This window comes from Ancylomarina subtilis (assembly GCF_004217115.1).
Lineage (GTDB): Bacteria > Bacteroidota > Bacteroidia > Bacteroidales > Marinifilaceae > Ancylomarina > Ancylomarina subtilis.
Genome location: NZ_SHKN01000002.1, coordinates 475439 through 502076, shown reverse-complemented (window position 1 = coordinate 502076; position 26638 = coordinate 475439). Strand labels below are relative to the sequence as shown.

Below are 26638 nucleotides of genomic sequence, written 5' to 3'. Positions count from 1 at the left end.
GCTTATCTTTGAATCAAATTTTGATACGATACAAACTTATGGAAAGAACAGAAATCATTAATTATATTTTTGATGCGCTTTACGCTCAGCCTGAAAATGAATCATTAGATATTGCATGTTGGGGCATGGAACACCTTAATATCAATGATGAAGATCCCATTTACGAAACCATTATCGAAGAGTTTCTAATGAACGAATGGGCTGTTGATCAGGGTTTGGGTTTTCTGGTTTTAACACCTGAAGGACGTGATATTATTAATGTATTTGGATCGTACACGGCTTTTATGGAAACCTATATGCAGCCAGCTCCAAAAATTAAGCCTGCCCTTAGCTTGAAAACGATTAGTCTGGTTCTGAATCTTCTTTTGGCCCTATTTATTGCCATGCTTTTGGTAACAAAAAATAATGACAACAAGATTATCGAAGATCAAAAGGCTCAGATTGAAAAACAGCAAGCAACTATTGATTCCTTAAAGCAATAGCTCAAAGGTAATAAAGATACCGAAGGCTTAAATTGGGCTTGGATAAACGCCCAAGCCTTTCTTAAGGTTTTTTTTGGCTTTGGGCAAATGCCCAAGCCTCCAACTAAGGCTTTTTCAGGCTTTGAACAAACACCCAAGCCTCCAACTAAGGCTTTTTCAGGCTTTGAACAAACACCCAAGCCTCCAACTAAGGCTTTTTCAGGCTTTGAACAAACACCCAAGCCTTCAACCAAGGCTTATTCTTGCCTTGAACAAACTCCAAAGCCCGCAACAAAAACCAGTTGGTGCATTATAATTAAAAAATGACTCCCTAAAATAATCATCATAACTTAATCCCAAATTTAAGTGGAAGCTCAAAAGCTATACACATCCACCCCATTCGTTTAAACAAAAAACACTTAAATTATTGGAACCATTAATTCTCTTCGAACTATCGTTCTATATATTAATACTTATCAAAAGACATTTTTTCCTCTGAAAAAAGACTGAAATCTAAATTATTTCTCACTCATCATAAAAAAGATGTATTTTAGCATAAAACCTACAAATATGAAAGTTGAGAAAAATTTCAGCAATGATGAAATAAAACAGTTATGGGATAATTTTGGTCCAATTTCTCAGGCAAAATTGTTTGAGTGTTTCAATATTCACATAAACGAACTCCAAGATATTTCCAATTCCTATAAAGCTTACTTCGAAACGCTTAATAAGCCAGGCACTAAGACTAAGACCGATTTTGCCAAACTATGCGATTTTAACCAATCCATACTTGAGCTATTATTTAAAAGTCAGAAAGAAGGACTTGAACATGACTTTAAAAAGATGTCACAAGTTTATTTATCTGAAATCGACGCTTTAAACTTAAACAAGATCATAAATCGAAAAGAAAAATTCACCCCTTACATCTATAGTAAAAAAGATAAATTATCTCTTTTCTTCAAAAAATTAAGTATTAATACCAAATTCAGATTAAAAGTCAGAAGAAGAAAATTTCTCAACATCTTCCGCAGAATATTTCATATGGATCTTTTGGGACTTGATACATTCCATCGCCGCAAGATTCCTTTTAGAAATATGGTAAACTATTATTTTGGTATTCAGCTTCCCAAAGCAATAGCAGACAATTTTCAGGAGACCATGCAAGTTAAAAGCTCAGTTTTACTGGACTTATGGCAGTTTAATCAGGATTTGGAAGCTGAAATTCAGAGTCAATTATTGGAGAATCAAACCGATCAGGTTCAATTGAATTCATTTCATAAATCAATAGATGAAACCATTGATAAACAAAAGCAACGTCTTATTGATTTAAGTAACAAAATTAAAGATGATATTGCTTTAGCAAACTCAGCTCAGTTTGAAAAACTTGACCAGGCATTCCTCTGTGTAGATACACTTGAAATGTCAGGAAAAGAATTCCAGCAAAATAATATCAAAGAGGAACAAAACCAGATTTTCACAGCTATTGATCTGGAAAATCAGAAATGGAATAATACGCACACCACCTTAATTGATGATTGGTCTTTAGATCTCGAAATTGCTCAACTGTATTTTACAGTACTGGATGATTACACTCGCTTGTATTCAAAAATACATCAGTTTATTGATGAGCATTTAAGTCTGAATATTGAGCAATTGCGCGAATTCATCACCTCTACAAACAGGCGGATTCAAGAAAGCACAACATCAGCCAAAACTCTAACGGATACACTCAATACAGAAAGAACAAATATCACCAACGAATTTATTGATAAAATTCTGGCGAAAACAATTAAAAAGTTATCCGGAAGCATCAATCAGGATCTCGAGAAATTTAACGCCAGAACAATCAGCCTCATCAATAAGGTGTCAGACAAGCGCAGCTTTATAAAAAGCAAGAATTATGAACGAGGCATTCGCAGCACTGAAATCAACTGGATATCGCCCAAAGAACTTTTAAACTTTGAAGCCCTTCCACATTTTGAAACATCTATACAGGCAATAAAACAATTTATTGAGGAAAATATGAAAAAGGCAAGATTTAAACTTCTTGCTTTAGGAACTGTTAGTGATTTTAGTCTCGAATCGGCACAAATCATGTTACAAAAGAAAAAAAGTGCACTAAAATCAACCGCGCAAGTTGCTGAAGAAGGTTTGAATCGTGCCTTAAGCCATCTGGACGAGGCAATTGAATTAATCTCTGAGATCAAAAAAGTCCCTCAGGAAGAGCTTCGTCAAACCATTACGACTTTCAATACTGAAATTCAGAAACTCAAAAACATCGATACCATTCTTGAATTGAACCTACAGATTGTGAAAATAAAAGCAATTGAACGTTCAAAGAAAATACGAAAGGATATCCTGAACTGGATTCTCAATATTATTCCAAGAGTCGTTGATTTTATAAAAAAGCATATTTCCGGTACCACGGGCTATATTTCTGAAATAAAAAAACAACTGGGACTCCATGTTGAAAAAGTTCAGATCTCTCACGAATTACCTGAATTTATAAGGCAAACCGAACTGGCATTAAAAAAACTCCCCTTTGTGTACCAACGTCTTTATCAACTAACACCCACCGATGAAGAACGCTTTTTTGTGAATCGACAAACCGAATTGGAAAACCTGGATAAAGCCTTTTCGGATTGGAATAAAGAGCGTTTTATTACAACGGCTCTTATTTCAGAAAAGGGAAATGGTGCAACCTCTCTATTAAAAATTTTCCTGAGTAAAATTGAAACCGATATTCCTATCATTCATCAATCATCGGCTAATAAAATCTACACACCGGAAGCTTACTTTGCCTTTTTTGCTGAGATTTTTCAACAGAAAAAATTTGACTCAAACGAAGAAATAATTGATTTCCTAAATAACCGAACCGAACCCCTGATTCTTATTCTGGAAAGCCTCCATCACTTTTTCATAAAAAAGGTAAATGGTTTCGAATGTCAAAAAATGTTATTTGAGCTTATGTCAAGGACGTCAAAAAAAGTTTTTTGGATTGGCTCTTACACCATTCACTCCTGGGAATATTTAAAGAAAACAGTAGGCGTTTCAGAACATTTTATACGAGAAATTGAACTGCAAAAATTTGACGGAGAAAGTCTGGATGATGTTATTTTTAAACGCAACAATCTGAGTGGTTACAAAATTAAATTTGAACCCTCAAGAGAAAACCGACAGTCCAAGTCGTTTCAAAAAATGAATGAGGAGGAAAGACAATCCTTTTTAAGAAAACAATTTTTCATCGAACTGAATCAAATGTCTAACGGCAATGTCAGTTTAGCTCAACTCTACTGGCTCCGCTCAACACATTCAGTAAGCGATGACACCATCAATATTGCCTCTCTCAGGGAGATTGATGTTTCATTTGTTAAAGATCTGCCAAGAGAACATTTGTTTGCCATGCATTCTCTGCTCATACACGATGGGTTAAAAATTGAGGATTATGCACGATCCTTAAACTTACCCGAAAATAATTGCCGAAATATATTAATCCCAATGTTGGAAAAAGGATTGCTGATTCGCCCAAAAGAAAAATATAACATCAACCCTATCATTTTCAGACAGGTCGTCAGCTTATTAAAATCGCATAATTTTATCAACTAATTGTATCATGATGAAACACCTTACTACCCTCCTCATATATTTGCTGATTGGCTATCTCTGTCCTTCAACATCAATGGCTCAAGATACCATCCAAGCGAAGTCTTTTGTAAGACAGAATGATTCATTGGTAAACAATTTTAGATTAGAACATAAAAAGCAGGACTCTCTGTTCAGGATGAACAAGTCTGTAATAAATAAGGGCGCCCCTGTTTCAACCCCAGATAAAAAAGAGACCGACCAAACTAAAATCATAAAAACACCGATTGATTCTCTTAAAGAGGATACCACACAGTTCAGTGCCAAAAAACTATTCGAAAACTTTGAACAAAAAGTTACAAATAAACCCAAAGATGTATTCGAAGTAATTTCAGTATCAAAGATTTTCTGGACGATTATTCTCTTATTATTTGGTTACTATTTTATTAAACTTGTTATTAAGATTCTCGATATCGTTTCTGAGCGAAGTGCCAGATTTCGGATCACTATAAAAGGAATTATTCCTGTTTTCAGAATCGTCTTTTGGGCCATTATCATCTTTGCTATCATCAAGGGCATATACAACCCGCCCTTCGAAACCGTCATTGCCTTTACGGCCTCTGTGGGTATTGCTGTTGGTCTGGCTGCACAGGATTTACTTAAAAATGTGTTTGGTGGTATGGCCTTGTTACTTGACAAGCCTTTTAAGGTTGGAGATAAAATTGATAGTGGAAAATATTATGGTGAGGTTATCGAGATCGGATTAAGGGCCACTCGATTGGTTACGGCAGACGATTCAGTTGTATCTGTGCCCAATGCCGAGCTGGTTAATTCATCTGTTTCGAATGCAAACTCGGGAGAACTCAATTGTCAGGTGGTAGCTGAAATATACTTACCTATTGATGTTAACACCTTTAAAGTCAGACAAATTGCGACTGAAAGTGCGCAAGTTTCCCGATTCGTTTACCTCAACAAACCCATTACGGTTTTATTTTTCAATGAAGTCAAAGAAAGGCGTTCTTATCTTAAAATGAGGATAAAAGCCTACGTCATGGATATCCGCTACGAGTTCCAATTTAAAAGCGACATGACTGAAATTGTTATTCGTGAATTATTAAAAGAAGGACTTATCTCAAAAGATGAACTCTTTTAGATACCAATCAAAAAAAATACCGACCTCATCAGAAGTCGGTATTTTCATTATATCATTGCGCTTTAATTTCCTATTTCGCTAAGCTCCAACCAACGCATTTCTTTTTCATCAAGCAGGTCGATGACTTCCTGTATACGGGCCGATTTCGTCATCAAATCTTCATTCGATAAAGTACCTGAGCTCATAGCTGTTTCAAGCTCTGCCTTTTCTTCATTCAGGCTTTCCATATCCTTTTCCAACTGCTCAAATTCACGTTTTTCGTTAAACGACAATTTGGTTTTAACAGTTTGCTTAGGCTTTTCCTTTTTTACTTTCACAGGCTTCTCAACCTGTTTCTGTTCTTTCTCTTCCTCGAGTTGAGTCTCTCTGTAAATGGTATAATTACCCGGGAAATTTCGAATTTGCCCCTGCCCTTCGAATACAAACAAATGCTCAACCACCTTATCCATAAAATAACGGTCGTGAGAGACAATAATCAAACAGCCTTTAAAATTCATCAGATAATCCTCCAATACATTCAGAGTCATGATATCCAAATCATTGGTTGGCTCATCCAGAATCAGGAAGTTCGGATTTTTCATCAACACCGTCATCAGGTACAATCGACGTTTTTCTCCACCACTCAATTTCGATACTAAATTGTATTGCGTTTTGACTGGGAACAGAAAATATTCCAAAAATTGCGAAGCAGACATCACCTTGCCATTCCCCAAGTCGATACTCTCTGCAATTTCTTTGATGACTTCAATAATCTTCTGATCCTCATTAATAGTGATACCATCTTGTTTGTAATAACCGTAAACAACCGTTTCACCAATCTCAATATTACCTGAATCTGCTTCGAGATTTTGCGTAATAATATTTAGGAAAGTCGATTTACCAGTCCCATTCTTACCAATGATCCCTATTTTCTCACCTCTCTGAAATTTATATGAAAAATCTTCAAGAATCTTCAAATCACCAAAGCTCTTATTCAAGTGATCAAATTCAAGAATCTTGGTTCCCAAACGAGCTGACTTGATATCGATATCCATTTTATCCTCACGATAACTCTTGCTTGCCTTCTCTTTCAATTCGTAAAAAGCATCAATTCTCGATTTTGCCTTAGTCGCTCGAGCCTGTGGCATGCGTCGCATCCACTCCTGTTCCGTTTTCAAAAGACTTTTAGCTTTGCTGGCTTCAGCATTCTGATTCAGGATTCGCTCTTCCCTTTTCTCAAGATAATAGGAATAATTTCCCTTATAGGTATGAATGTTGTTAGCATCCATCTCAACAATCTCGTTACAAACCCGGTCTAAAAAATACCTGTCGTGAGTCACCATCAAAAGGGTGCACTTCGATTTTTTCAGATAGTCTTCCAACCATTCAATCATCTCCAAATCCAAGTGGTTGGTCGGCTCATCCAGCATCAAAAAATCAGGATCAGTAATCAAAACCTTCGCCATTCCCACACGTTTCTTTTGTCCACCCGACAATTGAGATATTGGCTGATCAAAATTGGTAATCTTAAGCTTAGACAAAATCTGTTTCACCTTAACTTCATAATCCCAGGCCTTAAACAAATCCATCTTCTCAAGAATCTCAGTCATACCCTCCTCATTGCCTGATTCAATCATTCTCTCATAATCGCGAATAACTGATAAAACCGGATCTGTTGAATTAAACAACTCGTTGATGACCGTATTGCTTTCCTCCATCTCTGGAATCTGCTCCAAATAGCCCAATTTAATATCCTTCCGGAAGGTCACATCACCACTATCCTGAGCATCCTTTCCAGCAATAATATTCAAAAGAGAGGTTTTTCCCGTTCCATTTTTTGCAATTAAAGCAATCTTTTGCCCCTGTCCCACACCAAAACTGATGTCGGTAAATAAAATCTGATCACCATAGCTTTTGCTAAGGTTTTCTATTTGTAAGTATGATATCATGAATGACTTTGCTTTCGATTAAGTTGCAAACTTACAAATTAGAAACGACACCCTATCTCATTATCTAATCTGAATTATTCAAACGATAAAAATCCTGTCACGAATTCGCAACAGGATTTTTAAAACTTAACCTCAACTAACTAAATTTTTATTTTTCGGTTACAACATAAGCTTCTTGCCAAACTTTTGACATGATATCATATGAAATCCATCCGAAACCATCGGTTCCCCATGAAGTCCCCCATGAGTTGATCACTTTAAAAGCATTCTTAGCATCGTCATAACCAACAACACAATAGCAATGTCCGCCTAAGCTTCTGCCTACCGCCTTAGTTTGAATCTCATCATAACCAAGATATGCGAATGTTTTATAAACCGCGCCACCAACAACAATTGGTTTACCTGCTGCTAACTGATCTTTAAAAGCATCTAATGTTATTGACAAACGGGTGTAATTTGCAATCTTATAATTGGCTGCCAAGGCAACTTGAGTATTATTGGGTAATAAATCACAAGAAACGTCTGTATAAGGCATGTCTGCCCATAAACAAACACCATCGTTTTGAATTAAATTTAAGCCGTCAGTCACATAAGAACCACTACCACAACTTCCAACTTTAATTTGATTATAAATAAACTCTGGGCTAAAAATATTGTAATCTAAACTATAAGCACCACCATTGGCAGCTTGCCAGGAAATACTTCGTGCTGCATAACCAACACCCCAGGACACACAAGAACCTTCACCCCCCTGATTTCTAACAGGTGGACAGTTAAGTGCTACCGAAGTTGGATATGCTTTGGTTTTACTGATGGCTGATGCCAATGGAATTTTATTGTACTCAGCCTCAGGTAAAGCTAAATACCCTGAATTAATCATCACATTTTCTTCCTGAATAGCTTGATCCTGAATATCAGTTTCCGTATTATCACAAGAAGGAAACGAAAGGATTAGGGTTGCTGCAGAAAAGACCAATAAAGTTGATCTTAGAAATAACTTTTTCATGTTTTCAATTAATTTGGTTAGTAATACTAAATAGTATAGCTAGTTGAGGTTTACAAAACATCATATTCATTTCTAAATAAGGGGGATTATGCTTTGTAATTCGATATCAAATATATATCAAAATAAAGTAAAAAATAAAATCGAAAATCTAACACTAAAAAAATATTAATCATAAACAAACGTATTTAAATCAACAAAAATATCATTAATCAGCAATAAAAGAGCATTAGTCAATATATCACTAATATTATTTGGATTAAAAATAAATAAGCTGACACGCCTAATTCCAGATAAAAACAAGTAAAAACTAAACAGGAATATGTTTACAAACTAATTCAAAATTCATATAAAACGATTCTCTCAGATTAATTTGAAACTCACCCTTCATTCAAATGAAAATAATATTTCAACATCTCTTATAGGGACAAGAAAGTCTTTTATTAAAAATCATTACTTTCGTGAAAACAATAAGAAAATTCAGCAATGCGAAAAAAAGAACGTTTTGAAAAAATCATAAGTTGGTTTCAGGAAAATATGCCAATAGCTGAAACTGAACTTCATTATAGCAACCCCTACGAATTATTAGTTGCCGTAATCTTATCCGCTCAATGCACCGACAAGAGAGTGAATATGATGACACCAGCTCTCTTCGACAAATACCCGACCGCATTTGATCTATCTCATGCCACTCAGGATGATATTTTCGATCTGATACGATCTTGCTCCTATCCCAATAACAAGGCCAAACATCTGTTAGGCATGGCAAAGATGTTGGTTGAAGATTTTAAAGAAGAAGTGCCGGATGATATTAAGGAATTGCAGAAACTGCCTGGTGTTGGAAGAAAAACAGCCAATGTGATTGCTTCGGTCATTTACGACAAACCCGCCATGGCAGTAGACACGCACGTTTTTAGAGTATCAGCTCGCATGGGTTTAACCACCAACGCCAAAACCCCGCTTGAAACCGAAAAACAGTTGATGAAATTCATCCCCGAAGAACATGTTGCAACTGCTCACCATTGGTTAATATTACATGGGCGATATGTCTGTATAGCACGTACACCCAAATGTAAATCATGCGGCCTTAAGGATTACTGCAAACACTATCAAAAAGAACAAAAGAAAATTAAATAATGTACAGCTATCAATACCCTCGCCCTGCACTAACAGTTGATTGTGCCATCTTTTGCAACTACAAGGCTGTGAAACACATTCTTTTGATTGAACGCGCACAAGATCCCTTTGCTAACACATGGGCATTCCCTGGTGGTTTTGTTGACATGGATGAAGATTTGGATCAGGCAGCCTATCGCGAATTAAAAGAAGAGACTGGCTTTGAAAACTGTGAATTGAAACAATTTAAAACCTATGGATCGGTCAATCGTGATCCGCGAGGACGAACTGTATCGGTGGTTTATACAGGAGAATTACACTTAAATCAATTACCACAAGTGGTTGGTATGGATGATGCCAAACAGGCAAAATGGTGGCCAATTGATCAGCTTCCCAGCCTGGCATTTGATCATGATTTGATTATGTCAGAATTACTCGAGGATGTGAAGATGTGAAGATGTGAAGATGTGAAGATGTGAAAAATAAAAAGATAATCTCTCAAGCTATTTTTGAGTTCAATTTATTTTTCACTTTAAACTTTATCCTTTTATACTCTTCTCAAGATGAATTAAACTATCCGGTCCCATATTGAATAGGAGATCGAGAATACTCAGATTTTCAACAAAGCCCCATTTGTCGCTAAAAACCTGATAATACTTATTGGAAACAAAATTCGGATCAACAACGGATTTTGATGCTTTGGGATGTATACCCTCACGAAAATCGATTATTCCATTTAAATCCTCCACATAATCGTCGGTTTTCTTAATCACACAATCCAAGTCAATCAATCCATTAATCTCTTCCTGGATTTCAAGATTAAGATCCAAAAGAAAATCCCATTTCCTATCGAAAAAACGTCTTAAATCATCGATGTAAAATTCATAAAATGGAGATGAATTATAAGCAGATTCAATGCCTTTCCAATGCAATTTCTGCCAATCCGTATCGTAAGAAATTCGAACATCCTTAGTCAATATTTTTTTTGAGCTTGCCTTAACAACCGGAACGGTCAGGGCCAACTCTCCATTTGCGCCCAAAATATTACATCTGTTTCGATAACTTTGCTTGGAATAGTTTTCAAATTGTTCAATCATCACTTCATGCGACTGAACCAGTTTCGAGTAATATTGGATTGGGGCAAAATATGCCGTAGACAATAGCATTGTGTTTTTCATCATCTCTTCTTGATTTGTTCGAAAGCACAAAAATAATCAATTTATAAAGAGAAAGGCCATCTCCTTGGAGACAGCCTTAATTATATTCGATTCTTTAATCTTATTCGATTCCTTTAAGAATACGGTTCCATCTAATCTTACTCAAGAAAGATTTATCCTTATCTAACGAAAGCCAAACGAAAGACGCTTTCCCTACAATATGATCTTCGGGTACATATCCCCAATAACGAGAATCAGCTGACATATGGCGATTGTCACCCATCATCCAATAATAATCCATCTTGAAGGTATACGAATTCGATAACTTGCCATTAATATAAATCCCATCAGCTTTTACATTTAACTTATTGCCTTCATAAGCTGTAATCGCTCTCTCGTACAAGGGTAGAGTTTTCTTATTTAAAGTAACAGTAACACCTTTTTTAGGGATTACCAAAGGCCCAAAATTATCACGATTCCAAACATAGTCTCTACTGAATGGAAAAACCTCTTCGTACATCCCAACCGGATATAAAACTCTGGTTATAGAGACTACATTATTAAACTTTTTAAGCGCCTCAACCTTTTCTGAAGTTAAGGGCATTTCATATTCAGAAGAATTTCGTTTACCTCTATCAACCAAAGCAATACCCAACTCATCCAATTTTCTTGGATTAATGGAAGTGCCATTGGTTTTAATAATGTAATTGTACTGCATATCCTCGATAGTAGCTTGTGCTTTTCCATTCACAAACAGTTGGCCATCTTTCGAAATCAGAGTATCACCCGGCAATCCCACGCAACGCTTGATATAATTTTCTCGTTTATCTACAGGACGTGAACGAATATCGTAACGCTGCTTCATAAACTTACGAGCCATGTTTTTATAAGCCTGATCGGATTGCAACAAACGACCTTTACTCATATCATCAGCCTTAAATTCCTGACCATATCGGCGAATATATGAATGATAATCCGGATTTTCATGTCCAACCCAAATCGTATCTCCTGCAGGAAAGTTAAAAACGACAACATCGTTTCGCTCCACATTTCCAAATCCAGCTAAACGGTGATAAGGGCACTGAATCAATTCAGAATACGACTTCGTAGACTTAGTTCCAGGCATTGTATGATGAGCAAAAGGGAATGATAGCGGCGTATTAGGCACTTTAGGACCGTAAGCCAATTTGCTAACAAAAAGATAATCGCCAACCAACATCGATTTCTCCATTGAAGAAGTCGGAATTGTATAGGCTTCGATAAAAAACATACGAATAAGCGTTGCTGCTACAACTGCAAATATTAAAGCATCAACCCATTCAACAATAAAACCTTGCTTTTTAACGCCACGTTTTTTCCAAAATGCCCAATGCACTTTTTTACTAATATAAACGTCAAAAATAATAGGTAAACCCAACACCAGCCAGAAATTACCAATCCATATCATCATCAACAGATAAGTAAAGGTAGCGAGTGCATACTTAAACCATTTATTCTTTAAAAATTCCTTCATAGGGTAATTATTTTATTTAGAAATCTAATTTCAGATTGTTTTGTGCGAATCTACACAAATTATCACTTACAGTTTCAAAAGATCTTTCATTCCAAGAAATCCGGATTTTCCAGGCATAAACTCTGCCGCTAAAACAGCACCCAAAGCAAAGCCTTTTCGGCTATAAGCCTGATGTTGAATTTGAATTTCGTCAACTTCTGAATGCCAGGTAATGCTATGAGTTCCCGGAACCGCTCCATGACGCTTAGCAACAATACTCATTTCAGAATCCTTCGTACTTAAACCTTCAACCCATGAATTTTTAACAGGATGATTCTCAAGAACCCCTTCAGCTAAAGTCAAAGCCGTTCCACTGGGTGAGTCTAATTTATGGATATGATGAATCTCTTCCATGTCCACATTATACTGATCAAAACCAGACATCAGTAGTGCCAATTTCTTATTCAATTCGAAAAACAAATTAACCCCTAAACTAAAGTTTGAAGCATAAAAGAATGCTTTCCCGTTTTCACAATAAGATTTCACTTCTCCCAACTGATCCAACCAACCTGTAGTTCCCGATACGACCGGAACCCCCGCTTCAAAACAGATCATATAATTTCGAAAAGCTGAATCAGGATTAGTAAACTCAATCACAACATCAACGTTTTTCAAATTATCAACGGTCAGGTCAGCTTGGTTATTCTGATCGATAATTAAAGCAATATCATGTCCACGATCGCGGGCAATGCCTTCAATTTCCTTTCCCATTCTACCATAACCAATCAGCGCAATCTTCATCTTTATATATTTTTCAGGCCTATTCAGGCTCATAAATTTGAACTTAATTTCATCTACAAACACAGGGTTGGATAAATATGAACCGGCTACTTATCCATAATTTGAATCCCAAAAATAGCAAATCCAAGTAAGAATGATGCATTTTGAAAGCTTAATAAAACTTAAGCCTCATTTTTTTTCGATAATCCTATTATATTACACCACAAATGAAACATTTAGCCTTTAAAATAATTACACTCATAGAGTCCCTATTTTAATTCATAAGTCTTATATTCATAGGTCGGGAAATGGCAATATATTTCAGGCTGAAACGTTAGAAAATGACATCTAAACACATTATGGCCATTGATCCAATGGCAAAAAGAACCGATCGAAAAGATTAAATACAACTATTAGAATGAATCAAACCATTACATGCTTTCTACCTGTTGGTGAACAGAATGAAACACGAAACACGATAAAAGAATTAAAAAGCTCGAAACTCGTTTCAGAAATCTTCGTCGTTGGAGATGCCAGTTTCGAAATGGAAGGGGTAACATGTTTGTCAACAAAGTCGCTATTTTCAGGTGAGACAATCCATAAGATTGCAGCAAAATCGACAGGTAACTTTTCATTAATTTATACAAAAACAAGTGCTTTAAAACTGGGCCAATTCGCACTAAATCGTTTCGTTCAGGTTGCTACAGATACACAAGCAAGTTTGACTTATTCAGATTCTAAAGTCATTAAAAATGGTCAAGTTGAAAACCATCCTGTAATTGACTATCAGGAAGGAAGTTTAAGAGATGACTTTGACTTTGGTTCACTTCTTTTTATCGACAGCAAAGCTTTAAAAAAAGCGATGATTTCTATCGACATCACCAATCAGTACGCGGCTTTATACTCGCTTCGCCTGGCTCTTTCTGAGCAATCTGAATTGATTCGTATTCCTGAATATCTATATACCGAAGAGGAATTAGACACGAGGAAATCCGGCGAAAAAATATTCGATTATGTCGATCCTAAAAATCGTGACGTCCAAATTGAAATGGAAACTGTCTGCACTGAATATTTAAAACAATCTGGTGGCTATCTTGAGCCTAAGTTTACTGATGTTGATTTCAAATCTGAATATTTCAAACAAGAAGCTTCTGTTATCATCCCCGTTCTCAATCGTGTCAAAACACTTGAAGATGCCATTAAATCGGTTCTTTCACAAAAAAGTGAGTTTGAATTTAACCTGATCATCGTTGATAATCACTCGACAGACGGAACCACAGAATTAATTCAAAAGTATGCCAATCAAGACAAGAGAATTATTCACCTTATCCCGGAACGAACTGATTTAGGTATAGGCGGCTGTTGGAACGAAGCTGTTCATCATGAAAGCTGTGGTCGTTTTGCCATTCAGTTGGATAGTGATGATTTATATGCTGATGAAACAACTATTCAACAAATTATCGAAAGTTTTCATAAGGAAAAGTGTGCCATGGTCGTAGGTAGCTATCAGATGGTCAATTTTAAGTTGGAAGAAATTCCTCCGGGATTAATCGACCATAAAGAATGGACACCTGAGAACGGGCGCAACAATGCGCTCCGAATAAATGGACTGGGTGCGCCTCGTGCTTTCTACACCCCTATTCTTCGGGAAACGCCACTTCCAAACGTCAACTATGGTGAGGATTATGCTCTGGGCTTGGCCATTTCACGCAAGTATCAAATTGGTCGTATTTACAAGTCGCTCTATCTATGCCGCCGCTGGGATGAAAATTCCGATGCATCGCTAAGTATTGAAAAAATGAATGCTCATAATACTTATAAAGATCGAATCAGAACGATTGAGTTAAAAGCGAGACGAAATCTAAACAGATCGTGATATGAAATTCAAAGCCATCCACCTTTTATTTGTATTGACTATTGGTCTGGCTTCCTGCCAGGCAAAAACCAGGAGTAAAGCACTAACAAATTCTCATCAAGAATCTTTAAAAGTGGACTCTCTGGATATGAATATTTTCAAATCCTTGAAGCAATTCATAACAGATTCATCATTTGATTCTCTTTCAAATGGAAGACTGATTGTTACAACTGGAAAACTGTTTTTACAAACGCCCTATGTGGGGGGAACTCTTGATAATAATGACGTTGAAAGACTAGTCATCAATTTGCATCAGCTTGATTGCACAACCTTTATCGAAAATACTCTGGCCCTATCAAAAATCGCGAATCAATCTAAAACCAGTATAAACGACTTCGCTAAAGAGCTGGAATTTATTCGCTATCGCGATGGTAAATTAAAAGACTACGGTTCGCGTCTACACTATTTTACCGATTGGATGTTCGATAACGAAAGAAAAGGATTACTTGTTGATATAACCCAAACGATTGGTGGGGAGGCATATCAAAAAACGATCAACTTTATGAGTTCACATATAAATTCATACCCGGCACTTGTTAGAGACTCATCCTTAGTCGACCACATCCTACAATCTGAAAAAGAAATTAATAGTCGAAAACATTTTTATATTCCTGAAGACAAAGTTCAAGAAATTGAAAATCAAATAAAAGATGGCGATTTGATTGCCATAACCACAAAAATTAAAGGGCTGGATGTATCGCATACTGGAATTGCCATCCATATAAACAATCGTCTGCATTTGATGCACGCATCCAGCAAAGCAAAAAAGGTCGTCATCTCAGACATCCCATTGGCTGAATTGATTCAGAGAAACCGTTTACAATCAGGCATTATGGTGTCAAGAGTCATTCAAAAACAGTAAATATTTAATTAATTATTTTCTCTTAATGAGAACCACTTTTACTTAAAAGAGAACTAATGCAAAATATCAGTAAAGAAAACCTACAAGCGTTTTTAAACGAACAAAAGGAAAACTGGCCCTTGGCTAAAACCAACTATAAAGGCTTAGATAAAGTAGAAGAAAAAGAATTCCAATTCGAAGGATTCAAAATAAAAGTTCAATTCAACCCCGAACGCATAAAATCAACTGCTGCTAAAGTAGACAAAGAAAACATTCAGAAAAGAGCCTGTTTTTTGTGTGAAGCAAACAGGCCTTTAGAGCAAGGTAAAATTGATTTAGAAAATAACTACAGTCTTTTAGTCAACCCCTTTCCTATCCTCAAAGAGCATTTCACAATATCAAAAAATGATCATATCGATCAAAATTTCGTAAATCATATTAGTGAAATGGTTTGCCTCTCTGAAACACTAGAAGGCTATTCCGTATTTTACAATGGGCCCAAGTCCGGTGCCTCAGCACCTGATCACATGCACTTTCAAGCAGGTGAAAGTGATTTTATGCCTATTGATACAGAATATTTTGAGAGAAAGAAAAATTATGGGAAATTGGTGACCTGGAATGGCAGATTTGAGGTTTATCGCTTCAATCATTACCTCAGAAAAATGATTAGCATTGAAGCAGACAGAGCTCAGGATATTGTGAACGCCAGTAAAATATTTTATCGTTTTCTCGAAAAACTACAACCGAACGAAACAGAGCCTATGCTGAATGCCATTTGTGTATTCAAAAACAAAAAATATCGCCTGCACATTTTCCCTCGTAAACAGCACCGCCCATCTCAGTTTTTTGCAGAAGGGAAAAACCAATTAGTAATTAGCCCGGGTGCGGTAGACATGGGTGGTGTTATTATTACGCCTCGAAAAGAAGATTTCGATAAAATCACCAAAGAGGATATCATCAGTATTTACAAACAGGTTAGTTTAGATGACTTGGTTTTCGACAAGCTTTGTCACGATTTCACAAAACTGGTTATGATTTAATTCAAAAGAATCAATATGCAAGAACCTACGATACGTGTCGGTATAATATACGAAGAAGAAATTTCATTTCAACTGAATGGAATTTACACCCTTCAACAAAATGGAAAAACCTATACGGACAAACAAACTATTAAATACATAAATGGCACTATTGAATTTGATGGATTAAGGCTTAAGACAGAAGAGTTTATCTTTAAACCTGAAAATTACGAAAACTGTTCTTTCGAATTGTTTGATGTGACCATAGGCATCAAATTCCACTGGGAACGAAAAGAGAACCAAGTCTTCAAAGGGAGTCTGCATGTCTTAATTGAAAATGAAAAACTAACTGCCATTAATGTCCTCAAATTGGAGGATTATCTGGCAAGTGTGATCTCTTCTGAGATGAAGGCAAGCAGCAGCATGGAACTTTTAAAAGCACATGCTATCATTTCTCGCTCATGGTTGATGGCACAAGTTCTAAAAAGCGAAGCCCTTCAATCTTCAAAGCAAATCTACCAATCCGTGACCGAAAGCTCAGAAGAGCTAATCAAATGGTACGACAGAGAAGATCATAATAATTTCGATGTTTGTGCTGATGATCATTGCCAACGCTACCAAGGTATCACACGCCAATCAAACGATGCTGTTTTAAGAGCCATTGAGGCAACAAAGGGAATGGTGCTTACCAGCGATGGTATAATCTGCGATGCCCGATTTTCGAAGTGTTGTGGTGGTGTTTCAGAAACCTTTGAAAATGTTTGGGAACCCCAATCTCACAAATACCTGCAGGCCATTACCGATGGAAAAGAATCAAGCTTAAAGCTTGACCTCAAAATTGAGTCGAATGCTAAAAGTTGGATACTGAACCCACCTGATGTTTTCTGCAACACGAGTGATAAAGCCATCCTCTCTCAGGTTTTGAATGACTACGATATGGAAACACCTGATTTTTTTCGATGGGAAGTTAAGTATACACAAGACGAATTATCTGAGCTAATCAATAGAGAAACTGGAAGAGATTTCGGTAAAATAACAGACTTAATCCCAATTGAAAGAGGTTTATCCGGACGAATCATTAGACTTAAGATAATTGGAGAGAAAGCAAGTTTCATCATCGGGAAAGAACTTGAAATTCGCAAAATCCTTTCTGAATCACATTTATACAGCTCGAATTTCATCGTCGAGAAAGAAAACAACTCTAACAGTTTTGTATTGAAAGGTGCGGGTTGGGGACATGGTGTTGGCCTATGTCAGATTGGTGCTGCTGTAATGGGAGCCAATGGCTATTCTCACCAGGAAATTCTACAACATTATTTCAAAGGCGCCGAATTAGAAAAAAGGTATTGAACAAATATTTAAGCAATTGTATCGAATATGAATAAACAAACAAGATCGCCCTGGGCATGGATTCCTTCACTTTATTTTGCAGAAGGGCTACCTTACGTGGTTGTAATGACCGTAGCTGTTATCATGTACAAGCGTTTGGATATATCCAACACCGATATTGCTTTATACACGTCCTGGTTATACTTACCATGGGTCATCAAACCCTTGTGGAGTCCATTTATTGATATCATTAAAAGTAAACGCTGGTGGATTGTAATGATGCAATTACTAATTGGTGCGGCTTTGGCAGGTGTTGCCTTCACCATTCCAAGCTCCAACTTCTTTAGAATTACGCTGGCATTCTTTTGGCTTTTAGCATTCAGCTCAGCCACGCACGATATTGCTGCTGATGGCTTTTATATGTATGGCTTAAACAAGCATAAACAAGCCTATTTTATAGGAATAAGAAGTACATTTTATCGCATTGCTATGATTACAGGACAAGGCCTTTTGATCATACTTGCTGGTTATTTTGAAGAAATCAAGCTATTGGGGCAAAATGTCAAAAGCATTCCCCTAGCCTGGTCGCTCACCTTTTCAATTATTGCCATCAGCTTCCTGATTATTGCTTTGTATCACAAATTTGCCTTACCGAAACCTCAAGATGACCAAGACAGAGATATAATACGTTTTTCCGATGTATTTAAAGACTTTGGAGAAACCTTCATCTCATTCTTTGGGAAGCAAAATATTGGGACAATCATCGGAATGCTTCTTTTCTATCGCCTGGGCGAATCACAATTGGTTAAAATGGCTTCCCCCTTTCTTCTGGATAGTAAAGAAGTTGGTGGGCTGGCACTATCGACCTCAGAAGTTGGTATCATTTATGGAACCATAGGTGTCTTAGCTCTAACAATTGGTGGCATATTGGGAGGGTATTTAGCCTCACGGAATGGTTTGAAATATTGGATATGGTGGATGGTTATCGCCATAAATCTTCCCAACTTAGTTTACGTCTATCTCTCTCAGGTTTTACCCGACTCATTCTGGCTGATAAGCGCTTCTGTTGCCGTCGAACAATTTGGCTACGGTTTTGGTTTCACAGCCTTTATGCTCTACCAAATCTATGTTTCCGATGGCAAACACAAAACCGCACACTTTGCTTTTTGCACGGGTTTTATGGCCTTAGGAATGATGCTACCAGGAATGATTTCAGGATGGATACAAGAATTAATTGGTTACCAACATTTCTTTATCTGGGTTATTCTATGTACAATCCCAAGTTTCATTATGGTGAAACAAATAGATATTGATCCTAAGTTTGGCATCAAACAAAAGAAATCTGACCAATAGGAAATAATTATTAATGTTTTACTAATTATAGCAGCTCATACATATGAATCCACTTTTTCAATACATCATTTCGGAAACAGTAAAACTTCAACTTAAAAAGAAACATCAAACCACTGCATCAGAGGATTTTGACAGCATTCTTATTAAAACAAAAGTTGAATTCTCACACCTCCTTAGAGAGAGTTGCTTCATTGTAATTGGGATATTATCAGCCTGTTTTGGGCTCAAAGGCTTTCTATTACCTAATTCATTTATTGATGGGGGCGTAACGGGCATTTCTCTTATTATTAGCGAATTGACAGAACTTCCTTTATCAATCTTACTGGTTGCTATTAATATTCCGTTTTTACTGATGGCATTCTCAACCATCAACAAACAATTTGCTATCAGAAGCATTATTGCAATTTTATTACTTGCCATATCAGTTCACTTTATTCCTGTCCCAACAATAACCGATGACAAATTACTGATTGCTGTTTTTGGTGGTTTTTTCTTAGGTCTCGGAATTGGTTTAGCAATTCGTGGAGGCTCCGTAATTGACGGAACGGAAGTCCTTGCCATATTTGTTAGCAAGAAAACCTCATTAACCATTGGAGATGTGATTTTGATATTTAATGTTTTCATTTTCTTAGTGGCTGCTTATGTCTTTAATATTGAAATTGCCATGTACGCAATGCTAACCTACTTGGCAGCTTCAAAAACCATAGATTTTGTTGTATCCGGAATTGAAGAATATGTTGGTGTTACAATTATTTCAGACAAAAGTGAAGAAATCAGGTTGGCTATAGTCGAAAAACTAGGACGAGGCTGCACTCTATATTATGGCAAAAGCGGATTTGCTAAACCTGGACAAAAATTAAAAGATACTGAAATTGTTTACACCTTAATTACGAGATTGGAATTGACAAAACTTCAAACAGAAATTGATAAAATAGATAGCGAAGCCTTTACAGTAATGCATAGTATTAAAGATGCCAAAGGCGGGATGATAAAAAAGAGACCAATGGTATAATGCATTACATGCTCACGGATTTGAGTTGTCACAGGTAAAAAGCTCTATAAAGTTTAACTATCTTAGTTCTAACTCAATTGGAATAAAGACAAATGAAATCAAATCTATCGTATCAGGAAAAATGTGACTGTGCACGCAGTAATTTTTGCACATACGTCAGTCAGAATACCAATTTCTCATCTAATGAAAAGACCTATCTCACAAAGATCATTGTGAATGATAATCTATCAGGTATTCTTTATGTTAGTAGTGTTTTGGCAGGCTGGGCTTTTATTGCTGGTTTAATTGACTCTATTCTTTTCCCAGGCATTATTATCTATGCAATTTTTTATGGAATTATCGATTATAAGGTCCTTACACCTCCTATCCTATTCCTTCTGGGCAATATGACTGCAAAATTCTTTTACATCTCAATCAGCCTAAAAGGCAAGGTTAAAACCTACGACATTTTAATATCTGTCCTGCCCTATGCCGGATCAGCATATTTATTAAGAAAATTCCTCATCAAGGATAAACTTCTTTCCAAAGCCGTGTATGCTTTTCTTAAGATGAAAAAACAAGAAATCAAAAATCAGATCTTTAGCTTTCTCAAGAGAAAATTCAAGCCATAAATCTCAGATAAAGGCATAAAAAAAAGGACCTGCTCATGAGCAAGTCCTTTCAAAGTAAAATAATCTATAATGCTATTTAGCTGCTTGAGCCTTTCCCACTACAGCTTTAAAAGCCTCTGGGTGATTCATTGCTAAATCGGCCAAAACCTTACGGTTGATTTCGATATTAGCTTTATGCATTAATCCGATTAATTGTGAATATGAAAGACCTTCAAGTCTAGCAGCAGCGTTAATACGCTGAATCCACAATGAACGGAAATTTCCTTTTTTCTTTTTTCTATCACGGTAAGCATACTGCAAACCTTTTTCCCAGGTATTCTTAGCTACTGTCCAAACATTAGCTCTTGCACCAAAGTTACCTTTGGTTTCCTTAAGAATTCTTTTTCTTCTAGCTCTAGATGCTACAGAATTAACTGATCTTGGCATAATTTTAAATTTTAGAATGTTAGCGTTCCCAACAGGGACCCTTTTGTGCTAAATCACTCGGTTAATAAACTGAAAAAATCAAAAATGATTTTTTACAACATGTTAAGCATTAACTTAACATTCTTCTGGTCAGACTTGTGAACATCACCAAAATAAGTAAGATTTCTCTTTCTCTTAGTGCTTTTCTTAGTCAAGATATGACTTTTAAAAGCGTGCTTTCTTTTGATCTTTCCAGATGCAGTCAAAGTAAATCTTTTCTTTGCGCTGCAGTTTGTTTTCATCTTAGGCATTGTACAAACTTATTGATTATATACTAAATTACTTTTTCTTTTTGGGTGCGATGAACATCGTCATACGCTTACCTTCAAGTCTTGGCAATTGTTCAACTTTACCCAACTCTTCTAGATCCTGGGCAAATTTCAACAATAAAATCTCTCCTTTATCTTTAAAAAGAATAGATCGTCCCTTGAAGAATACAAAAGCTTTCACCTTAGCGCCTTCACCAAGAAATTTCTCAGCATGCTTCAGCTTAAAATTATAATCATGTTCGTCAGTATTTGGACCGAAACGAATCTCCTTGACAACAACTTTAACCGCTTTTGCTTTGATCTCTTTTTGTTTCTTTTTCTGTTGATAAAGAAACTTATTATAATCGATGATTTTACAAACCGGTGGATCGGCGTTAGGTGAAATTTCCACCAAATCCAATTCTTTATCCTGAGCAATTTTCAGTGCTTCGGTAATAGAATATACACCTGGTTCTACGTCGTCACCAACGATACGAACACTACGGGCTCTAATCAACTGATTAATTTTATGTTGAGCCTCACGAGGCTTAAAAGAACCTCTTCTGTTTCTGTGTTGAAATCCAGCTATGGCTAGTCCCTCCTTTAGTTAGTTAATAATTCTCGATAGAAGACATTTGGCCTTCTACCTCTTTCTTAATTAATTCAGCAAATTCGCTGATTTGCATTGTTCCCATATCACCTTCACCTTGTCGACGAACAGAAACTGTATTTTCTTGAGCTTCTTTTTCACCAACAATAAGAAGATAAGGGATCTTTTTCAATTCATTATCACGTATTTTACGACCAATCTTCTCATTTCGATCGTCTAACACGGCGCGAATATCGGAATTATTTAACGAATTTAAAACTTTTTTCGCATAATCATTATATTTTTCGCTGATAGGCATAATCACCGTTTGTTCAGGAGTTAACCACAGAGGGAACTTACCTCCGGTATGCTCAATCAAAACAGCAACAAATCGCTCCATCGATCCGAATGGTGCACGGTGAATCATGATAGGACGATGTTTTTGATTATCGCTACCTACATATTCCAAATCAAAACGTTCAGGCAAGTTATAGTCAACCTGAATGGTTCCCAATTGCCACTTACGTCCAATAGCATCCTTAATCATGAAATCCAGTTTTGGACCATAGAAAGCTGCCTCTCCATATTCCACTACGGTATTCAATCCTTTTTCTTCTGCCGCTTCGATAATTGCTCTTTCAGCTTTATCCCAGTTCTCGTCACTACCAATATATTTTGAACTCTTCTCCTTATCGCGTAAAGAAACCTGAGCCGTATATTCTGTAAAGTTAAGTGCTTTAAAGATAATAAAGATAATATCGATCACTTTTTTAAACTCATCTTTCAACTGATCCGGTGTACAGAATAGGTGAGCATCATCCTGAGTAAAGCTTCTTACACGAGTCAATCCGTGTAGTTCGCCACTTTGCTCGTAACGATAAACAGTACCAAACTCAGCAAAACGAACTGGAAGATCCTTGTATGAACGTGGCTTAAACTTGTAAACTTCACAATGGTGAGGACAGTTCATTGGTTTCAATAGATATTCTTCACCCTCTTGTGGAGTTTGAATCGATTGAAATGAATCTTCACCATATTTATCGTAGTGACCTGAAGTTTTATAGAGATTGATATTACCAATATGAGGTGTAATGATCTGCTCATAGCCGAATTGCTTCTGAACACGCTTCAAAAATGTCTCCAGACTTTCTCTCAACTGAGCACCTTTAGGCAACCAAAGTGGCATTCCCTGACCAACGTTCTGAGAAAAGGTAAAAAGCTCCATCTCTTTACCCAACTTACGGTGATCGCGTTTCTTAGCCTCTTCCATCATAACAACATACTCATCCAAATATTTCTTCTTTGGAAAAGTAATTCCATACACACGAGTCAACTGCTTTCTGGTTTCATCGCCTCTCCAGTATGCTCCGGCAATAGAATTAATTTTAATTGCTTTTATATATGAGGTATCTGGCAAGTGTGGTCCACGACAAAGATCGGTAAAATTACCTTGCTCGTAAAAGCTGATTGTTCCATCATCCAGGTCGTTAATCAACTCAACTTTGTAGCCTTCATCTTTTGAGTTGAAAAACTCAAGAGCTTCAGCTTTACTTACGTCCTTACGTTTGTACTGATTTTTATTTCGTGCCAGCTCCAACATTTTCTGCTCGATTTGAGGCATATCTTTATCAGTCAACATACGATCGTCACCCAAATCAACATCGTAGTAGAAACCCATATCAACAGCAGGGCCAATACCAAACTTAACACCTGGGTATAACTCTTGAAGTGCCTCAGCCAAAAGGTGAGCAGATGAATGCCAAAAAGCATGCTTACCTTCTTCATCATTCCACGTATGAAGCTTGATACTTGCATCTTCATTAATCGAGCGTGTCAGATCATACAACTGTTCGTTCACTGTAATAGACAAAACTTCTTTTGCCAATCGACTTGAAATGCTTTTTGCGATCTCAATCCCTGAGATACCAGCTTCAAATTCTTTTACTGTTCCATCTGGAAATGTAATTTTAATCATCCTATTGTTTTTAATTTTTATTCACACCGCTACAAACCGGCATGATATACTCGAATAGAAACTTGAATTTCACACTTATTCATTAAGAATAAACAGGCTCATTTTCGACGAAAACAAGCCATCCTAAAATTCAATCCACAAAGATATAACATTCTGGATAAAAAAGTCTCATTTATGCTCTTCAATTCTTTAGCAGATAAAAACTGTACTTTAATGACATAAATCCTTTTCTATTTTTCAAAAAAATGAAACCTTTGGGGCAATAATGGAAATGAAGACCATGCATTTCCACAATAACAAACAACTTTAAGACAATCTAAAACAAAAATCAATTCATAAAGTATGAAAAATTTCAAGCAACTGCTTGCCTTAGGCTTATTCCTTTGCCTTTCGATTTCACTTTTTGCTCAGCAGGATGTGAAAAAAATCACGATGGAGGATCTCATGCTCAATCACACGTTCGGGCAGAAATCCGTTTACGGTTTACGTTCCATGAACGATGGTATACACTATACCACTCTCGAAGGGAATGGAACCAAAATTGTAAAATACGCTTACGCAACGGGTGAAGCTGTAGCTACACTTTTAGATCTAAATGAATTAAAATCGGAAGAATTGACCAGTATTTTCGATTACGATTTTAATGCAGATGAAAGTCGTATTTTATTAATGACTGATCGTGAGCGTATTTACAGACGTTCATTCACCGCAAACTATTTTATTTTCAGCTTTAAGAACAAAGAATTAAAACCCCTTTCTAAAAATGGGAAACAACGTTTAGCAACTTTCTCTCCTGACGGAAAACGTATTGCTTTTGTTCGAGACAACAACCTTTTTATTCACAATATTGCTTTCGGTTCAGAAAGTAAGGTGACTAAAGATGGTGAGTTCAACAAAATCCAAAACGGAACACCAGACTGGGTTTATGAAGAGGAATTTGAATTCAACAAAGCCTTTGAATGGTCTCCAGACAGCAAGGCCTTAGCTTATATGAAATTCGATGAGAGTGAAGTTCCAATGTTCAATATGAACAAGTTTGAAGGGATGTATCCTCAGGTTAAGGAGAATGCACTTTATCCGGAAAACTACACGTACAAATATCCTAAAGCAGGTGAAAAAAATTCAATTGTTCAGGTATACGTTTACGATGTGAACGATAGATTGACAAAAAAAATGGACGTGGGAACTGAAACCGACCAATACATTCCACGCATCAAATGGACTGCCGATGCTAAAATGCTTAGCATTTGTCGTCTGAATCGCCATCAAAACAAACTGGATATTTTATTGGCAAACTCAAAAACAGGTAAAACATCTGTTTTATATACTGAAAGCAACAAGTATTATATCGACAGCAATACGTTAGACGATCTGACTTTTCTGGATGATAATCAGCATTTCATTTTATCCAGCGAAAAAGATGCGTACCTTCATTTGTATCTATTCGATATGAAGGGTGAACAAGTACAGCAAATCACAAAAGGCGATTGGGATATCACTGAATTCTTAGGGTATGATCAAAAGAAAAAAGTATGTTATTACCAATCAGCAGAGGTTTCACCAATGGACAGAAATGTCTATTCAATTAAATTGAATGGAACGTCTAAGAAAAACTTAACACCTGCTAAAGGGACTAACAATGCCTCTTTCTCAAAAGGTTTTAAGTATTTTATTAACGACTTCTCAAGCACCACTCAGCCTAAAACCGTTAGTCTTTACAATGCGAAGGCAAAACTAATCCGTACACTTGAGGACAATAAAGAATTGGTTGAGACCCTTAAAGCATATCAACCGGGCACAAAGGAATTCATTCAACTCCCTGCAGCTGATGAGCTCACTCAATTAAATGCCTGGATCATCAAACCTCACGATTTTGATCCTTCAAAAAAATACCCTCTTGTTATGACTCAGTATAGTGGGCCAAATTCTCAGCAAGTTTTAAACAAATGGGGAATTGATTGGTACAACTACTTAGCACAAGAAGGTTATATCGTGGTATGTGTTGACCCAAGAGGAACAGGAGCCAGAGGCGAATTGTTCCGTAAGTGCACATACATGCAATTGGGGCGTCTGGAGTCTGACGATCAGATTTCAGCTGCAAAAGCCTTGGCTAAAAAAGATTATATCGACGAAAATCGAATTGCGATTTGGGGATGGAGCTTTGGAGGTTTCATGTCATCACTATGTATCGAAAAAGCAAGCGATGTGTTTGCTGCGGCCATTGCAATTGCTCCGGTGACCAACTGGCGCTATTACGATAGTGTTTACACAGAACGTTTCATGAGAACACCTGCTGAAAACCCATCAGGATATGATGACAATTCACCTATCAATCATGCTGATAAATTGAAAGGTAACTTATTGTTGTGCCACGGTACTGCCGATGATAACGTTCATATCCAAAACACATACGAATTTTCAGAACGCTTGGTTCAAGCCAACAAACAATTCGAAATGCAAATTTACACCAACCGTAATCACAGTATTTACGGAGGCAAAACACGTTTACATCTTTATAATAGATTCAATAAATTCCTAAAAGCGAACTTATAAGCAATCTCAAAATACAAAAAGAGGCTATTCCCTTTGGAATAGCCTCTTTTTTATTT

At 36.6% G+C, this 26638-nt stretch carries 22 protein-coding genes; 13 read left to right on the top strand and 9 right to left on the bottom strand.

What is annotated here, in order from left to right; genetic code table 11:
* The first annotated feature begins 38 nt into the window (after nucleotides 1-38).
* The 3 genes from EV201_RS13070 (at nucleotide 39) to EV201_RS13060 (ending at nucleotide 5196) form a co-directional block, all read left to right on the top strand.
* Nucleotides 39-482 (top strand): hypothetical protein, encoded by a 444-nt coding sequence (locus EV201_RS13070; RefSeq protein ID WP_130308077.1) that lies wholly within the window; start codon nucleotides 39-41, stop codon nucleotides 480-482.
* Nucleotides 483-1031: 549 nt separating this feature from the next.
* The gene (locus tag EV201_RS13065; RefSeq protein WP_130308076.1) at nucleotides 1032-4067 is read left to right on the top strand and encodes a hypothetical protein; all 3036 of its coding nucleotides are present in this window, start codon (nucleotides 1032-1034) and stop codon (nucleotides 4065-4067) included.
* A gap of 7 nt (nucleotides 4068-4074) precedes the next feature.
* Entirely contained in the window at nucleotides 4075-5196 is a 1122-nt protein-coding gene (locus EV201_RS13060; RefSeq protein ID WP_207224483.1) for a mechanosensitive ion channel family protein, read from the top strand.
* A gap of 62 nt (nucleotides 5197-5258) precedes the next feature.
* Here EV201_RS13060 and EV201_RS13055 read toward each other — a convergent pair whose 3' ends face one another.
* Both EV201_RS13055 and EV201_RS13050 read right to left on the bottom strand, forming a co-directional pair.
* Nucleotides 5259-7124, bottom strand: a complete 1866-nt coding sequence (locus EV201_RS13055) for an ABC-F family ATP-binding cassette domain-containing protein (protein WP_130308075.1) — start codon at nucleotides 7122-7124, stop codon at nucleotides 5259-5261.
* A gap of 148 nt (nucleotides 7125-7272) precedes the next feature.
* Nucleotides 7273-8130, bottom strand: coding sequence for a C1 family peptidase (locus EV201_RS13050; RefSeq protein WP_130308074.1), 858 nt, complete (start codon nucleotides 8128-8130; stop codon nucleotides 7273-7275).
* 483 nt (nucleotides 8131-8613) lie between these two features.
* Between EV201_RS13050 and nth the strand changes: the two genes are divergently transcribed.
* Nucleotides 8614-9264 (top strand): endonuclease III, encoded by a 651-nt coding sequence (gene nth / locus EV201_RS13045; protein ID WP_130308073.1) that lies wholly within the window; start codon nucleotides 8614-8616, stop codon nucleotides 9262-9264.
* Complete coding sequence (locus tag EV201_RS13040; protein ID WP_207224482.1) at nucleotides 9264-9698, top strand: NUDIX domain-containing protein; 435 nt, start codon at nucleotides 9264-9266, stop codon at nucleotides 9696-9698. The genes nth and EV201_RS13040 overlap by 1 nt, the downstream gene beginning before the upstream one ends.
* An 84-nt stretch (nucleotides 9699-9782) precedes the next feature.
* Here EV201_RS13040 and EV201_RS13035 read toward each other — a convergent pair whose 3' ends face one another.
* The 3 genes from EV201_RS13035 to dapB form a co-directional block, all read right to left on the bottom strand.
* On the bottom strand, nucleotides 9783-10424 hold the full coding sequence (locus EV201_RS13035) for a WbqC family protein (RefSeq protein WP_207224481.1): 642 nt from the start codon (nucleotides 10422-10424) through the stop codon (nucleotides 9783-9785).
* Nucleotides 10425-10521: 97 nt separating this feature from the next.
* Nucleotides 10522-11913: a S26 family signal peptidase gene (locus EV201_RS13030; protein ID WP_130308071.1), complete on the bottom strand. Its 1392-nt coding sequence runs from the start codon at nucleotides 11911-11913 to the stop codon at nucleotides 10522-10524.
* A gap of 66 nt (nucleotides 11914-11979) precedes the next feature.
* Nucleotides 11980-12693, bottom strand: a complete 714-nt coding sequence (gene dapB / locus EV201_RS13025; RefSeq protein WP_130308070.1) for a 4-hydroxy-tetrahydrodipicolinate reductase — start codon at nucleotides 12691-12693, stop codon at nucleotides 11980-11982.
* A 397-nt stretch (nucleotides 12694-13090) separates the two neighbouring features.
* Here dapB and EV201_RS13020 point away from each other — a divergent pair, with 397 nt between their 5' ends.
* From EV201_RS13020 to EV201_RS12990, 7 genes are all read left to right on the top strand, one after another.
* Entirely contained in the window at nucleotides 13091-14548 is a 1458-nt protein-coding gene (locus EV201_RS13020; RefSeq protein WP_130308069.1) for a glycosyltransferase family 2 protein, read from the top strand.
* A gap of 1 nt (nucleotide 14549) precedes the next feature.
* Nucleotides 14550-15449 carry an N-acetylmuramoyl-L-alanine amidase-like domain-containing protein gene (locus EV201_RS13015; RefSeq protein ID WP_130308068.1) on the top strand — a complete coding sequence of 300 codons (900 nt, stop codon included), beginning with the start codon at nucleotides 14550-14552 and terminating at the stop codon, nucleotides 15447-15449.
* 56 nt (nucleotides 15450-15505) lie between these two features.
* A complete protein-coding gene (locus EV201_RS13010) occupies nucleotides 15506-16468 on the top strand; it encodes a DUF4922 domain-containing protein (protein ID WP_130308067.1) in 963 nt (320 codons plus the stop codon).
* Nucleotides 16469-16483: 15 nt separating this feature from the next.
* Nucleotides 16484-17797, top strand: a complete 1314-nt coding sequence (locus tag EV201_RS13005) for a SpoIID/LytB domain-containing protein (protein ID WP_130308066.1) — start codon at nucleotides 16484-16486, stop codon at nucleotides 17795-17797.
* Nucleotides 17798-17824: 27 nt separating this feature from the next.
* Nucleotides 17825-19129 carry an AmpG family muropeptide MFS transporter gene (locus EV201_RS13000; RefSeq protein ID WP_130308065.1) on the top strand — a complete coding sequence of 435 codons (1305 nt, stop codon included), beginning with the start codon at nucleotides 17825-17827 and terminating at the stop codon, nucleotides 19127-19129.
* A 43-nt stretch (nucleotides 19130-19172) separates the two neighbouring features.
* Nucleotides 19173-20141, top strand: coding sequence for a YitT family protein (locus tag EV201_RS12995; RefSeq protein WP_130308064.1), 969 nt, complete (start codon nucleotides 19173-19175; stop codon nucleotides 20139-20141).
* A 92-nt stretch (nucleotides 20142-20233) separates the two neighbouring features.
* Nucleotides 20234-20752, top strand: a complete 519-nt coding sequence (locus EV201_RS12990) for a hypothetical protein (RefSeq protein ID WP_130308063.1) — start codon at nucleotides 20234-20236, stop codon at nucleotides 20750-20752.
* Nucleotides 20753-20824: 72 nt separating this feature from the next.
* Here the strand turns inward: EV201_RS12990 and rplT are convergent, their stop codons facing one another.
* The 4 genes from rplT to thrS all read right to left on the bottom strand — a co-directional run bounded on the left by rplT (nucleotide 20825) and on the right by thrS (nucleotide 24029).
* On the bottom strand, nucleotides 20825-21178 hold the full coding sequence (gene rplT, locus EV201_RS12985; protein WP_129253553.1) for a 50S ribosomal protein L20: 354 nt from the start codon (nucleotides 21176-21178) through the stop codon (nucleotides 20825-20827).
* Between the two features lie 92 nt (nucleotides 21179-21270).
* A complete protein-coding gene (gene rpmI / locus EV201_RS12980) occupies nucleotides 21271-21459 on the bottom strand; it encodes a 50S ribosomal protein L35 (protein WP_449371682.1) in 189 nt (62 codons plus the stop codon).
* A gap of 37 nt (nucleotides 21460-21496) precedes the next feature.
* Entirely contained in the window at nucleotides 21497-22054 is a 558-nt protein-coding gene (gene infC / locus EV201_RS12975; protein ID WP_130308062.1) for a translation initiation factor IF-3, read from the bottom strand.
* 22 nt (nucleotides 22055-22076) lie between these two features.
* Nucleotides 22077-24029: a threonine--tRNA ligase gene (gene thrS, locus EV201_RS12970; RefSeq protein ID WP_130308061.1), complete on the bottom strand. Its 1953-nt coding sequence runs from the start codon at nucleotides 24027-24029 to the stop codon at nucleotides 22077-22079.
* 342 nt (nucleotides 24030-24371) lie between these two features.
* Here thrS and EV201_RS12965 point away from each other — a divergent pair, with 342 nt between their 5' ends.
* A complete protein-coding gene (locus EV201_RS12965; protein ID WP_130308060.1) occupies nucleotides 24372-26582 on the top strand; it encodes a S9 family peptidase in 2211 nt (736 codons plus the stop codon).
* Nucleotides 26583-26638 lie beyond the last annotated feature (56 nt).